The sequence below is a fragment of the Actinacidiphila guanduensis genome (assembly GCF_900103985.1).
Taxonomy (GTDB): domain Bacteria; phylum Actinomycetota; class Actinomycetes; order Streptomycetales; family Streptomycetaceae; genus Actinacidiphila; species Actinacidiphila guanduensis.
Genome location: NZ_FNIE01000004.1, coordinates 41,351 through 55,011 on the forward strand (window position 1 = coordinate 41,351; position 13,661 = coordinate 55,011).

General features: G+C 72.2%; 12 protein-coding genes. 8 read left to right on the top strand and 4 right to left on the bottom strand.

Annotation, left to right across the window (positions count from 1 at the left end; all coding sequences use genetic code 11):
* Positions 1-206 precede the first annotated feature (206 nt).
* The 5 genes from uppS to BLR33_RS09260 all read left to right on the top strand — a co-directional run bounded on the left by uppS (position 207) and on the right by BLR33_RS09260 (position 6,624).
* A complete protein-coding gene (gene uppS, locus BLR33_RS09240) occupies positions 207-917 on the top strand; it encodes a polyprenyl diphosphate synthase (RefSeq protein WP_093783849.1) in 711 nt (236 codons plus the stop codon).
* The gene (locus BLR33_RS09245) at positions 914-2,383 is read left to right on the top strand and encodes an oxygenase MpaB family protein (RefSeq protein WP_093783850.1); all 1,470 of its coding nucleotides are present in this window, start codon (positions 914-916) and stop codon (positions 2,381-2,383) included. Before uppS ends, BLR33_RS09245 begins: the two co-directional genes overlap by 4 nt.
* 261 nt (positions 2,384-2,644) lie before the next feature.
* Entirely contained in the window at positions 2,645-3,589 is a 945-nt protein-coding gene (locus BLR33_RS09250) for a terpene synthase family protein (protein ID WP_143031663.1), read from the top strand.
* A 68-nt stretch (positions 3,590-3,657) separates the two neighbouring features.
* Positions 3,658-5,274, top strand: coding sequence for a prenyltransferase/squalene oxidase repeat-containing protein (locus BLR33_RS09255; RefSeq protein WP_093783852.1), 1,617 nt, complete (start codon positions 3,658-3,660; stop codon positions 5,272-5,274).
* 72 nt (positions 5,275-5,346) lie between these two features.
* On the top strand, positions 5,347-6,624 hold the full coding sequence (locus BLR33_RS09260; RefSeq protein WP_143031664.1) for a wax ester/triacylglycerol synthase domain-containing protein: 1,278 nt from the start codon (positions 5,347-5,349) through the stop codon (positions 6,622-6,624).
* Between the two features lie 133 nt (positions 6,625-6,757).
* On the opposite strand, the gene BLR33_RS09265 is transcribed toward BLR33_RS09260, so the two are convergent.
* The 3 genes from BLR33_RS09265 to BLR33_RS09275 all read right to left on the bottom strand — a co-directional run bounded on the left by BLR33_RS09265 (position 6,758) and on the right by BLR33_RS09275 (position 8,863).
* Positions 6,758-7,183: a PaaI family thioesterase gene (locus BLR33_RS09265; protein ID WP_245771306.1), complete on the bottom strand. Its 426-nt coding sequence runs from the start codon at positions 7,181-7,183 to the stop codon at positions 6,758-6,760.
* A gap of 124 nt (positions 7,184-7,307) precedes the next feature.
* Positions 7,308-7,757, bottom strand: coding sequence for a DUF6196 family protein (locus tag BLR33_RS09270; RefSeq protein WP_093784267.1), 450 nt, complete (start codon positions 7,755-7,757; stop codon positions 7,308-7,310).
* Between the two features lie 224 nt (positions 7,758-7,981).
* Entirely contained in the window at positions 7,982-8,863 is an 882-nt protein-coding gene (locus BLR33_RS09275) for an MmyB family transcriptional regulator (protein ID WP_093783855.1), read from the bottom strand.
* 100 nt (positions 8,864-8,963) lie between these two features.
* Between BLR33_RS09275 and BLR33_RS09280 the strand changes: the two genes are divergently transcribed.
* A complete protein-coding gene (locus BLR33_RS09280; RefSeq protein ID WP_093783856.1) occupies positions 8,964-9,851 on the top strand; it encodes an aldo/keto reductase in 888 nt (295 codons plus the stop codon).
* Positions 9,852-9,947: 96 nt separating this feature from the next.
* Here BLR33_RS09280 and BLR33_RS09285 read toward each other — a convergent pair whose 3' ends face one another.
* Entirely contained in the window at positions 9,948-10,775 is an 828-nt protein-coding gene (locus BLR33_RS09285) for a DUF1206 domain-containing protein (protein WP_093783857.1), read from the bottom strand.
* 271 nt (positions 10,776-11,046) lie between these two features.
* Here BLR33_RS09285 and BLR33_RS09290 point away from each other — a divergent pair, with 271 nt between their 5' ends.
* Together BLR33_RS09290 and BLR33_RS09295 are read left to right on the top strand one after the other, a co-directional pair.
* Positions 11,047-12,351, top strand: a complete 1,305-nt coding sequence (locus BLR33_RS09290; RefSeq protein ID WP_176930204.1) for an ROK family transcriptional regulator — start codon at positions 11,047-11,049, stop codon at positions 12,349-12,351.
* A gap of 14 nt (positions 12,352-12,365) precedes the next feature.
* Positions 12,366-13,652 (top strand): extracellular solute-binding protein, encoded by a 1,287-nt coding sequence (locus BLR33_RS09295; RefSeq protein WP_176930205.1) that lies wholly within the window; start codon positions 12,366-12,368, stop codon positions 13,650-13,652.
* The last annotated feature ends 9 nt before the right edge of the window (positions 13,653-13,661 follow it).

Below are 13,661 nucleotides of genomic sequence, written 5' to 3' on the forward strand. Positions count from 1 at the left end.
GACAGCCCCCCGTTCGGCCCGCCAGGACCCTTCCGTGCCGTCAGACTCCTGGACGGGAACGCTCCGGCGGGGCGTGCGTACAGGGGGCGAGGGGGCTGGGCGTGACGGATCACGGCATCCAACGCGCGCACACGGCAACGGCGGACGAGCCGGGTGGACGACAGTACGGCAACGATCAAGAGCCGGATCACGGACGGCCGCGTGCGGTGCCGCGGCACGTGGCCTGCGTGATGGACGGCAACGGCCGCTGGGCGCAGCGGCGTTCGCTTCCACGAACGGCGGGCCACCGGGCGGCCGAGACCACCGTCATCGACATCATCGAGGCGGCCCGGGCGGCCGGAGTCGAGTGGCTCAGCCTGTACGCCTTCTCCACCGAGAACTGGAACCGTCCCGGCGCGGAGGTCGACTACCTGATGCGCCTGGTCCGCCGGGTCGTGCGCAAGCACGCGCCGCTGCTGCTCGCCCGCGGCATCCGCTGCCGCTTCCTCGGGGCCGCAGACCCGCGCATCCCCCGTGAACTGGCCCAGGACTTCGACGCTCTGGCGACGCTGACCGCGGGCAACCGGGGGATGACGCTCACCGTCGCCTTCGACCACGGCGGGCGCCGCGACATCGTCGAGGCCGCCAGGTCGCTGATCCGCAGCGGGACACCCGCCGACGAGGTGACCGAGCGGCTCTTCGCGGACCACCTGCCGTTCCCCGACACCCCCGACGTCGACCTCGTCATCCGCACCTCCGGCGAGCAGCGCATCTCCAACTTCATGCTCTGGCAGGTCGCCTATGCCGAATGGGTCTTCCCCGACGTGCTCTGGCCGGACTTCCGGGCCCCCGACTTCCTCACCTGCCTGCACATCTACCGGCACCGCGACCGCCGCTTCGGCGGTGTGCCGCCCCGGACGAACGGAGACCCGTCATGACGACTGGAACCACGGGAACGGCCGACGAGAAACCCCTGTTCGGCCCTGAATCGCAGTTCCGCGCCTTCTTCGACGACCCGCGCTGGGCGCTGGCCGTGATCCGCGCCACCGTGCTGGAGGCCGCCCACCCGCAGATCGGCGCCGCCCTCGCCGACAACTCCACCTTCGTCGCCCACCCCTGGCGCCGGCTGCGCAACACCTTCCTCAGCATGCGGCGCATGTTCGATGCCGACCCGGCGGTACGGGAACGGGAGGCCGCCCGGCTCAACAGGCTGCACGCCCGCATGAGCGGCACCGACGCCCGCGGCCGCGGCTACGACGCCATGGACCGGGCGACCCGTGCCTGGGTGGTCGCCACCCTCTACGAGAGCGCCGTCACCATGTGCCGACTGAGCGGTCAGCCGCTCGACCAGGACACCATGGAGCGCATGTACGCCGAGTACCGCTCCTTCCTCGCAGCGCTCGACGGCGACGCCGAGGAACTCCCCGAGGACCTCAACGACTTCTGGCGGTACTTCGACCGGGTCGTCGAGGACGAGCTGGAGAACACCGAGGCAGCCCGCATCATCCTCTACCGGCTCTTCGACCACCTGCCCGCCCCGGCACTGCTCGACGGCGCACCGACACTGTGGGCGGTCGGCCGGGCCGTCGTCGGTCCGCTCCTCGGCGCGATCACCGTCGCCTCGCTCCCCGAGCCCTACCGGCGCAAGTCCGGCCTGCCCGAGATGCCCGGCGCCGCGACCCTCATGCAGGGCGCCTACCTCGCCGCCGGGCTCACCCGCTTCCTGCCCGAGGGCTGGATCAATCCCCAAACCGTCATCCAGACCCTCACCCTCCCTCCCGACAGCGACGACCCCCGCGCCCGGACCGCGACCGCGCTGCGCGCCCGCATGAAGCGGGCATCGGCCCTGCTCCGCCTCCTCACGCCACTGAGCACCGACACGGGCCCCGACCCGGCCCCGGCTGACTCGGCGGCCACGGGAGAAGGCCGGCGCCCGGCGGAGGAGTTCTTCCGCCAGGTGCTGGACCAGACCGGCGACGGCCACCTCGACTGGCCCGACCTCGCCGCCATGGCACGCGAACTGGCCACCCGGCTCGACCTGGACGAACCCGAGGAGACCCGGCTCTACGACGCCTTCGCCGCATGGTGGCGCGAGCTCCAGACCGCCCTGGACACCGACGGCGACGGGCGTGTCAGCGCCGACGAGTACGCCGCCGCCGTTCCCTCCCTCGCCGGTCCCGCGCTCATCCGCGTGGCCGAGGTGCTCTTCGACGTCACCGACAAGGACGGCAGCGGGACCATCGACGCGGACGAACACCGGGCACTCTTCCGCACCGCCTTCCACCGCGACCTCACCACCACCGAGGGCAGCTACGGCCGCAGCGCCTTCGTGGGCGAATTCCTTTCCTTCATGTCCGGCCGCCGCAGGAACACCGCCTACGACCCCCTCCTCGCCGACGCGTGACGAGCACGGGCACGCCGGCCGCCGACGCATTCGTCCCCATCGGAGCTGCGGCAAGAGCGTGTCCGGGATCTGGTGCGGACACGGTCCCCTGGGCCACGGGCGGCTTCGGCTGCTGCGCACACCGCACCGGGCGTGCGGCGCTCTCGATGCGGGCAGCAGGGATCCGGGCGTCCGGCCCGGATGTTACCTGAGGGACGGCCGTGTTGTACCGATTCGCGGGTTTCGCCAGTGGCCCCGACGATGTGCGGGCAAGGTCGAAGAGTGACTGATGCGTCGTCGGGTGTCGTGGTGCTCGGGCCGGAGACGGTGCTGCCGTGGGCGCGCGCAGCGGGCATGGTGGTGGATACCCGCGGGGAGCGGCGCCTGGTGTCGATGCGGCTGGACGTGCTGGCAGGCGGCGCCCTGCCCGGGGCGGCTGCCGCGGACGTCGAACTGGCGATGCGGTGGGCCGCCTTCATCTGCTGGGTGGACGACGAGATCGACCGGCGGGGCCTCGGGTCGGTGCCGGGGGAACTGGAGCGCTTCACCGGCCCGCTGCGCGGGGTGCTCGCGCCCGGCACGGGGCCGGCCGGCGGGGCCGGCGCGCACGCGGTGGCGTTGGCCGGCCTCTGGGACCGGACGGCCACCGGGACACCCGCCCGCTGGCGGGAGCGTTTCACCGCCGACTACACGGACTTCCTCGATGCCTGCGAGCAGGAGGCGGCGCTGCGCCGGGACGGGGTCCGGCTGCCCCTGGACGGCTACCTCGGCCTGCGCCGCCGCACGATCACCCTGCTGCCGATGCTGGACGTCCTGGAACGCATCGGTCGCGCACCGCTGGTGGAGCACGCGCGGGTGGACGCCCGGCTGCGGGATCTGCGCCGGGCGGTGGCGGACGTCGCGGGGTGGGCGAACGACCTGGCCTCGACGGCGGACGACGAGGCGGTCGGCCAGGACAACCTGGTGACGCTCCTCGCCCGCGAGGGCGGCTGCCCGACCGGCGAGGCCCGTGGGCGCGCGGCCGCGATGATCGGGGAACGGCGTGCGGGTATGCGGGCCACCGCGGCGCGGCTGCGCGCCGAGCGCGGGCTTCCTTCGGGCCGGCGGGCCGAACTGCTGCGATACGTGGACCTGGTGGAGACCTTCACCGCCGCCGTTCTGCGCTGGCTGGCCGTCACCGGGCGCTTCACCGGCGGCCCCGAGCCCGGGCGCGCCCCCGGACTCTGACCGGCACTTCGGCCGCCGACCCGCGCCCGACCCGCACCCGACCGCACCCCGGAGACGGACCCACCACGATGAGACCCGCCCCGATCAGTGCCGACCTGCCCCGCTGGCCCCACGCCGCGTTCCCCGCCGGCCTGGCCTCGGCCACCGCCCGGCTGCGCACCCGCCTCCTGTCACGGGTCGGCCCGGACGGGGCCGTGCGTGATCCGTGCCGCAGCCGTGTCCTGGAATCCGCCCTGCTGCTGGCCCTGCTCGACCGCACCCGAACGGAGCCCGAGGCCCGTGACCGGGTGGCCGCCTACCTGGCCAGTCACCGCGACTCGCCGCAGGCCCTGGACCGGCTGCTGGCCCGCGCCTCACTCGACGGCAGGCCGGGCAGGGTGGAGGGAGAGGCGCTGGACGTCGAGCGGTTCCTGCGTCAGGCACCGGACTTCACAGGCGCGCGCAAACGCGCCCTGCTGCACGCCGTCCTCCTCGTCCTCGGCGCCGTGCCGGACGGGGCACCACCCAAGCCCGGCGCCTTCGACCTGCGCGGCCTGCACACCTGGGCACGCGTCCAGGTCACCGCGGTCAAGGCCGTGCTCGCCCGCCCGGGCCTGCCCGACGCGGCCGATCTGGAGCTCCTGCGCTCCACCCAGCGCCCCGGGACCGTGTGGGAGGGCAACCTCCTCATCCACCTCTCGGTCCTGCACGCCCTGGCGCCCTTGCCCGGCCAGCGGAGCCTGGTCGACGCAGGGTTGCGCACCGCGCTGCGGCACCAGCGTCCCGACGGCGGCATGCCGTTCATCTGCGACGAGGACACCTGGCTCACCGCCACCGCGGGCGTGGCCCTGCACACGGCCGGTGCGCCCGCCCCGGTCCTGGACGCCGTCGCCGAGCGCCTGCTCGTTCTCCAACGGCCCGGTGGCGGCTGGTCCTACACCGAAGGTGCCCTCCTCGCCGACGTGGACTGCACCTCGGCCGCCGTCGAACTCCTCCACCTGGCGGGCCGGACGCGCCACCGTACGGCGATCGGCCGGGCGGTTTCCGCCCTGTACGCCCTGCGCGGAGCCGACCACGGCTTCCCCACCTACCTCGCCGGCGCACCCTCGGAAGCCTGCATGACGGCGGCCGCCGCCAACGCCCTCAGCACCCAGGGCCACGGCGGGCAGGCCGCGGTGGAGGCGGCCCTCGCCCACCTGGCCGGCCAGCAGTCCCCCGACGGTTCCTTCCCGCCGGACTGGAGCAGCAGCCGCCTGCACACCGTCTTCCGGGCCACCCTCGCCGCCCTGCGCCACCCTTCCCACGCTGCCCCGGGGAGCCCTGCCCATCGCGTTGTCCGGCGCGCGACACGCCTGGTGCTGGACACCCAGAATCCGGACGGAGGCTGGGGGCAGCAGGGGGGCAGCGGCAGCGACGCCCTCAGTACCGCCTACGCCCTCATCGTCCTCAGCGCCCGCACCACCGACCCGCGCCCCGCCGCTCGCGCCGCGGCTTACCTGCTCACCCGGCAGCGGCCCGACGGGTCCGTCGACTCCGTCCCCGACTCCATCGGGCCACGCCCCTTCGCGTTCGCCGTCCCCGCCCTCGCCGACGCCTTCACCCTCCTCGCCCTCGGACACCTCACCCACCGCCTGGCACCCGCGGCGTCCCGAAACCCTCCCCGCCCGCGGGGGACCCGGCGGGCCGGCGCCTCGGCAAACCCGTGACCGGCCGACCCCAGCCCCGAGACCGACCGACGCACCTGCCGCCGCCCATGCCACCCAGGTAAGGACACCCACGTGCCCGCATCCGCGCGCCCCGCGCCCATGGATCTGACCATGCACACCATGGCGCAGGCAGATCCCCGACTGGTCCTGACGATCGGCGCCTTCCTCGACCTGGAAGGCGAAGTCCCCCCGCTCGCCGAGTTGCGTGCCCACCTCGCCGACCGCCTCGACCGGCTGCCCCGCCTCACGTACCACCTGGACGGCCCGGGACTGCGAGCACGCTGGGCCCGCGACCCCAGCCCCGACCTGGACCTGCGGGTCCGCGAACGGCGGCTCGCCCCGGGGGCGGAGAACCTCGACCTCGCGCGGCAGGATCTGCTGACGCACCCGCTCCCGGACCGTGGCCCGCGCTGGGACCTGTGGCTGCTGCACGGCCACGCCCCCGGCCGCTTCAGCCTGTGCTACCGCGCCCACCACACCGCCCAGGACGGCCGGGGCGCCATCGGCACCGTCCGCGAACTGTTCGGCGCCACCCCGGCGGCCGACCGTGCCCGCACACCCGCCGAGGAACCCCCGGCCCGCAAAGCCCGACCCGAAGTCCGGCCCGGCGACTACCTCCGTACCGTCTCTGCGATGGTCCGTACCACGGCCGCCAACAACCTCTGGGACGACCCCGCCCGGCCGCTGAGCGGCGACCGCGCCAGCGCCTGGGCACAGGTACCGACCGATGTCCTGCGCACCGCTGCCGCCGCACGCGGCGGCAGCACCAATGACGCCGTGCTGGCCGCACTGGCCGAAAGCCTGCGCACCTGGAGCAACGAGCACTGGCCCCGCAGCGCGGGCCGGCCCGTGCCCGCCGTCATGATGGTCGACCTGCGCGGCCCCGGGGAAGAACACATCCCCGGAAACCTCTTCACCTTCGCCCCCGTCCCCCTGCCCTGCCACCGGGCGACCGCAGCCGAACGGCTGGACGCGGTCATCGCCGCAACCCGGGCGCCGAAGAACCCCGCCCGCCGCGCGGCCATGCGCACGATCACCGACCGCACCCCCGTACGGGCGTTCCACACCCTGGCCACCCGGCTCACCACCCCCGCCAGGGCGATCGTCGACACCTCCTACATCCCGCTCCCGCCCCTGCGGTACGGCGATGCCGTCGTCACCGACGCGCGCCTGTTCACCTGGCTCCCGCGCCACCACCCGGTGTCCGTCGCCGTGTGCAGCTACAACGGCACCACCACTGCCTACTTCGCCACCGACCGGGCCCTGCCCGGCCTCGACCGGCTCCCCGCGCTGTGGGCACAAGCAGCCCAGGAACACGCCGTCGAGGGATCATCCCCCGAGCCCGCCTGACCGACGCTCCACGATGGCCGCCGCACCCCAGGACCCCGACCCGCCACCGAAACCGCGCACGAGAAACCGCCCGACCAAGCTCGCCTGCTGCGTCGTCACCTACAGAGGCGTCCGAGCGTTGCGTCAGCTCCTCTCATTGCTGGGCGGTGGGTCGAACGGTGACGATCTGCCGCACCAGTGCGCAGAGTTCACCAGCCGGGTCGGTCAGCTCCACGTCGACGACCGTCGATCTTCCGGCGCGGGTGATGCGGGCCTCTGCCGTTGCGGCGCCGACGACGGGCCGGAGGAAGTTGGTCGAGGATTGCATGGTGGCGGGAGCAGCGGTGGGATCACCGCTCGCGAGGACGGCCACGACGGCAGCGGCGATGTCGGCAAGCGCCATCAGCGCGCCACCATGCACACCGCCGCCAATCGTGGCGAAGTCGCCGCTCTCGGAGGACAGGTGGGCGACGACGCGGTCGGGGTCGATCGTCGAGAAGGTGACGCCCAGGTGCCGGGCGAAAGGCACGAGGTGGTGGATGGTGCCGGTCGTGATGGGCGGTGTGGCGTTCATGGTCATGCCTCCGGTGCCGAGCCGTGGTCGTTGAGATCAGTGAGGGGTCCGCGGTGCGTCGCTACACGACGGACGGACGGACCTGCGATCGCGGCCGTCGGCACCCGTTCGTCTCCGGCAGCGATGGTGCTCATGACGGGGACGCTGAGGGGTCGGCGAGCTCTCGGATGACGCCGACGACATCGTCCAGCAGGTCGAGGGGGCAGCCCCAGTAGTCGTAGATCCCACCGCGATCGCTGTTGCTGCCGCACACGACGAACAGTCCGGTCCCGAGGCGCTCCTTCAACTCGGTGGCCAGCCAGCCGACGAAGCCGCTGTTGTCGAGGCCAGGCGGAAAGTGGAAGGACAGCAGACCGAATCGCTCTCTGTCCCCGTCGCTCCCGTCGTCCGGGCGAAGGGCGCTCCAGCATTCGTCGTCGCGGACGACCGCGAGGACGCGCTCGTCCAAGTGAGGAGGCTGGTCCATCGGTGTTTCGACGAATGACCACGCCCCGTCGAACACCACGATCTCAGAGTTCGCTATGACGGTCCGCAGCCGGGTCCGTGTCTGAGTCGAGGTCTCTCGGCTGACGCTGACCATGGTGGTCACCTGCTTCCGGTTGAGGCTGGGGGTGGTCCGTCAGCGATAGTCGCATCAGATGCCGGCGCGGGCGTAGACGTGCGCCCGCCCCGAGAATCAACGCTCAGGCTCGTCGTTCCAGTCCTGCCAGAAGCGTGGGGCCACCCTCGATCAAACGGCCGAACGGAGCCTGCTTCCTGTCTGCGCGAGCGAGAATGTGCGCTCCTTGCTCCTCGATCCCGCGGCTACTGCGGCTGGACGGGATGAGGCCAGGCGCCGTCGCGGGCCTCGGTGGCGGCCCAGCTCTCCAGCAGCTGGAGGCGCTCCCGAGTCGGCTCGTCGGCGGGGTAGTAGGCGAACAGGCTCAGCGTCCTGGAGTCGGGCAGCGCAAGCGCCTCGAACCCGAGATCGAGATCCCCGACAACCCGGTGACGGAGGACCTTGCGGCCGGTGCGGTGGTACTTCACGTCGTAGCGGGCCCACCGGCGGGAGAAGTCGTCGCTGCGCGTGGCGAGCTCGCCCACGAGATGGGAAAGGCGCCGATCGGCCGGGTTCGCGCCGGCGTAGCCGCGCAGGACGGCGACGACGTCGTTGGCGGTCTGCTCCCAGTCGACGTAGAAGTCGCGTGCGAGCGGGTCAAGGAACGTGAAGCGGGCATTGTTCCCGGCTGCGATCCGGCTCTGCAGGAGGTCGCAGTAGAGGGCTTGTGCGAGCGAGTTGGTCGCAATGATCTCGAAGCGGTGGTTGCGCGCCCACGCCGGAAGTCCCTGCATCGAGTCGATGATGGTTTGCAGTCCGGGGCGCAGCGCGGGTCGCGTCGTGCGGGTCGCGGATCTGTGGGTCGAGCTGCGGGCCGCCCGTGCCAGGTCGTGCAGGTGGGTGGTCTCGGCGTCGTCCAGTTGCAGCGCGGCCGCGAGGGCATGGAGGACCTCGTCGGAGACGCCGGTGAGGTTGCCGCGCTCGATGCGGACGTACCAGTCCACGGAGATGGACGCGAGAACCGCCACCTCTTCGCGCCGAAGCCCCGGCACGCGTCGTCCGCCGGCCGTACCGAGCCCGGCTTGCTCGGGCGTGATCCGGGCCCTGCGCGTGCGCAGGAACTCGGAGATTTCGGTCCGCAGGTCCATGCCGCCACGGTACGCGGCGCCGCCGCCTTCTGGGGGGTAGCGCCAGTACCCCGATCAAGGGCCACTCCCGCATCGGGCCGATCGTGAGTCCAATGGAGACATGGAAACGATCACTCTCAACAACGGCGTCACCCTCCCGGCTCTGGGCCTGGGCGTCTATCAGAGTGCACCGGAGGAGACCGCCGATGCGGTGGCGACCGCGCTCGAGCTGGGCTACCGCCACGTCGACACGGCCGCCGCGTACTTCAATGAGAAGGAGGTCGGAGACGGCCTGCGCCGAGCCGGACTCCCCCGGGATGAGGTATTTATCGAAACCAAGGTGTTCCCCAGCGACTACGGGTTCGACGAGACCCTGCACGCGTTCGAGAAGTCGACCCGCAAGCTCGGTGTCGACCAGCTGGATCTGTTCATCCTGCACCAGCCCCGACCCGGCCTGTTCGACCGCACTCTTGCGGCCTATCGAGCCTTGGAGAAGCTGCTGGCCGATGGTTCGGTGCGCGCGATCGGCGTGAGCAACTTCAAGCCGAGCCACCTCAAGCGACTCCTCGCGGAGGTCGATGTGGTCCCGGCGGTCAACCAGATCGAGCTGCACCCCTATTTCCAGCAGCCTGACGTTCAAAGCGCCGACGCCGAGTTGGGCATCCTCACCCAGGCGTGGTCGCCGATCGGCGGCATCACTTTCTACCCCGGTCCGTGGCGGGAGGACCGCATGAATGTGATGCGGGATCCGACCATCGCGGCCATCGCCGAGACCCACGCCAAGTCGCCCGCGCAGGTCATGCTCCGCTGGGGCATCCAGCACGGACGCTCGGTGATTCCCAAGTCGACCAACCCCGGCCGGATTGCCCAGAACCTCGACGTCTTCGACTTCGCCTTGGACGACGAGGAGATGACCCGGATCGACGCACTCGACACGGGCAAGCGAGCCGGGGTCGACCCGGATGAGCCGCGCGGCGACTTCTACGACCGCCCGATTCCGGAAGCCTGAGGCTCGCGTCATCAGATCCCTGCAGTCCTCCCGCCACGGCGGCCCCGAGGCCCTGGTAATCGCCGGGACGTCCGGGCCCCGGGGGGTCCTCGCCTCCTACAGGCGGCGCCACCGGGCGGAGGCGAAGGAGAAGCAGCCGTACAGGACCAGGCCGGCCGCCACAACCACCAGCAGCCAGGGACCGGCCGCGGTCCGGTCGAAGCTGCGCAGGGTGTCGTCCATGCCCTTGGCGCTGCCCGGGTCGTAGCGGATCGCGGCCAGCAGCACGAAGACGCCCGCAGCGGAGTAGACCGCGCCGCGCGCCACGCCGCCCGCGACACCGGAGGCGGCCACCGCCGTCCGCACCTTCGGGCCCATCCGCCCGGTCTCCATCTTCCGCAGGAAACGGCGCTGCGCCGCCCGTACGGCGATGACGGCGCCCACCACGATCAGCGCGCACCCGGCCACCCCTGTCAGCCACCGGCCCGCGGGGAGCTTCAGCACGTTCGCCGTCCAGTCCTTCGACGAGCTGTCACTGTTGCCGGAACCGCCCGAACCCGCGGCGTAGGCGGCGGTGCCCCAGCAGACGAAGGCGTAGAACACCGCGCGTCCGGCGTTCATCAGCCGCGACCCGGCCTTGCGGCTCTCCGCCCCGGGCACCGCGGCCTGCACACCCCGCCACACTGCCATCCCCGCCAGGCCCGCGGCCAGCAGCCACAGCAGCGCCGTGCCGAACGGCCGGCTCGCGATCTGCTGCAACGCGCCCTGCCGGTCGGCCTGGTCACCACCGTCGCCGAAAGCGATCCGCAGGGCGAGGTAGCCGACCAGAACGTAGATGACGCCGCGGGCCATGAAGCCCGCCCGACCGACCGTGGCCAGCGCTTGTTCGCGGGACCGGCGGGACGCGCCCGTCCATCCCCGCCCCGTGTGCGACTGCGACGCCATCCGCCCTGCCCTCCCGAGACACGGGGTGCGCGGTGTCGCACCCACCGGGCGTCTGCCCCCGCCCCCACGGGTCACGCGCCCGCCCGCACCGGCATCCGCGGCCGCCTCACCGCCGGGTCCTCCCCCGGCTTCCTCACCCCCGCGGCCAACCACCGTCACCGTCCGTAGCGGCAGCCCTCTTTACGGGAACGTAACGCACGTGTCCGGTTCTGCTTGCCGATCCGTCGCTAGAGTAGGCGCCACGCGAATTAATCTCAGCGTGAGAGGAAATGTGGCCACTACCTCGCTCCCCCGGGCGTCCAATCGCAGCGCGGTCCTCGCGGCCCTGCTGTCCGGCGCCCAGATGGACCGTCAGAAACTCATCGCGGACACCGGTCTCAGCCGGGCGACGGTGTTCCGCATCGTCGACGACCTGATGGACGACGAACTCGTCCACGAGGGCGGCAGACTGGTACGCGAAGGTCGGGGCCGGCAGTCCACCGCCGTCGGGTTCAACGCCCGCTCGGCCCTGGTCTGCGGAATCGACCTCGGCGGCACCAACTGCCGGGTGGTGGTCGCCGACGCGCTCGGCCGCGCGCTCATCCGGAGCCGGGGCGCGACACCGCGGGACGCGACGGCCGGGGAGCTCGCCGGCTGGGTGGCCGACCGGATCGCCGGCCTGGTGGCCGCCCACGGCGGCGGGACCCCGCTGCGCGCGGTCTCCATCGGCGTGCCCGGCGTGGTCAGCGGCGACGGCCGCACCGTGCTCGCGTCGCACAATCTCGGCCAGATCCGGGGCACCGCATTCGTCGAGGCGCTGTCCGGTGCGGTCGGGGTGCCGCTCACGGTCGGCAACGACTCCAACGTCGCCCTGCTGGGCGAACTCCAGTACGGTTCGCTGCCGGACCGGGAGACCGCGGTCCTGCTGGCTATGGGCACCGGCCTCGGCGCCGCCGTCTCCATGGACGGCCGGGTGCTCGTCGGCGAGCAGGGGCTGCTCGGCGAGTTCGGCCGGCTCCCGCTGCCCGGCCGCCACGAGCGGCTGCGCGATCTGCTCTCCGGCGCCGACCTGGTGGCCCTGGCCCGCGGGCGCGGTGCCGAAGTGACGCGGGCACAGGAGCTGTTCGCCGAGCCGGCGAAGCACGCCGCGCTGCTCGCCGAGGTCCGCGAGGCGCTGACCCACCTGGTGTCGATCGTCGCGCTCGCCTACGAGCCGCGCACGGTCGTGCTGACCGGCGGGTTCTCGGCGTCCTTCGACGCCAGGACGCTGAACGCGATCGGCGACGAGGTCGCCGACGCGGTCGGGGTCCGCAGCGTCGTCCGGCACTCCGGCCTCGGCGACTCGGCCGGGCTGCTGGGCGCGATGGCGTCCTCGCTCGGCCGGCTCTACGACGAGCTCGGCATCAGCGCCGAGCACGCCGCGACCATCGACGTCGACCGCCTCACGGTGGTCGAGCGCCTCGCCGCCTGCCCCACGGCCGACACGGACCCGGCCGGCCCCCCGAGCCGCACCACGGATGCCCCGGCTCCCCCGGCGCACCGCACAGGCCCCGACGACGGAGAAGACCCGGAAGACAGCGAAAGGCGAGAAGGGTGACAAAGATGAGAAGGATGAACCGTGCACGGTGGCGTCACGCGCTCACGGCGGTCCCGGTCCTGGCGCTCGCGCTCACGGCCTGCGGCGGCGGCAGCGGCGGCTCGGCCAGCTCCGACGGCACGCTGACGGTCTGGATGATGACCGGCGGGCCGGGCGACAGCCCGCTGATCAAGGACGTCGACGCGGAGTTCGCCAAGAAGTACCCGGACATGAAGGTGGACGTCCAGATCCAGCAGTGGGACGGCATCGCCACCAAGATCACCACCGCGCTGGCCGGCGGCAACCCGCCGGACATCGTGGAGATGGGCAACACCCAGACCCCGCTGCAGACCTACTCGGGGGGCCTGGCCGACCTCACCGCCGACAAGAGCACCTTCGAGGACTCCGCAGGGTGGCTGTCCGGCCTCGCGACCCCGTCCACCTACGACGGCAAGCTCTACGCGGCTCCGCTCTACGGCGGCACCAAGGTCGTGATGTACAACAAGAAGCTCTTCACCGCCGCGGGCATCACCCGGTTGCCGACGACGATCGGCGAACTCCAGCAGGACTGCGGGAAGCTCGCCGCGGCGAACAAGAACGTGGCGAACTTCTCCGGCTTCTACCTGCCGGGCCAGTACTGGTTCAACGGCATGCCCTTCCTCTTCGCCAAGGGCGGCACGATCGCCACCCGGAAGAACGGCGCCTGGCAGGCGCAGATGTCCTCGCCCGCGAACCAGGCCGGCCTGGCGGCCTGGCGGACCTTCCAGAACACCTGCTCCACCAGGTCCTCGGTCGGCGTCAACACCGACAGCCCCGACCAGGACCAGCTGTTCGCCGACGGCAAGGCGGCAATGGAGTACGTCAAGGCGTGGGAACCGGCCGCCGTGCTGCAGAAGAACCCCGCCCTCAAGGACGACATCGGCTTCTTCGCCCTGCCCGGCTACACCGCGGACGCCCCCATGCCGGTGATCGTCTCCGGCTCGACCATCGGCATAGCCGCCGACAGCCCGGACAAGAAGCCCGCCGAGGACTGGCTGCGGATCATCACCGGCAAGGCGTTCCAGCAGGAGATGGCCCTCAAGCTCGACCTGCTGCCGATCTCCCCGGACTTCACCCCGGCCGGAGTGCCCGAGCAGCTGGCCGTCGCCTCGCAGGCGGCGAAGAACAGCCACCCGCTGCCGAACAGTCCGGGCGAGGCGACGCTGGAGACCGAGCGGTACAACGAGCAGTTCTTCTCGAAGATCGCAGCCGGCGGCGACATCGCCAAGGCGTCCGCGGACTACGACAAGCATGCCACCGCCGCCTTCAACGCGCTGCACTAGCACCCCTGG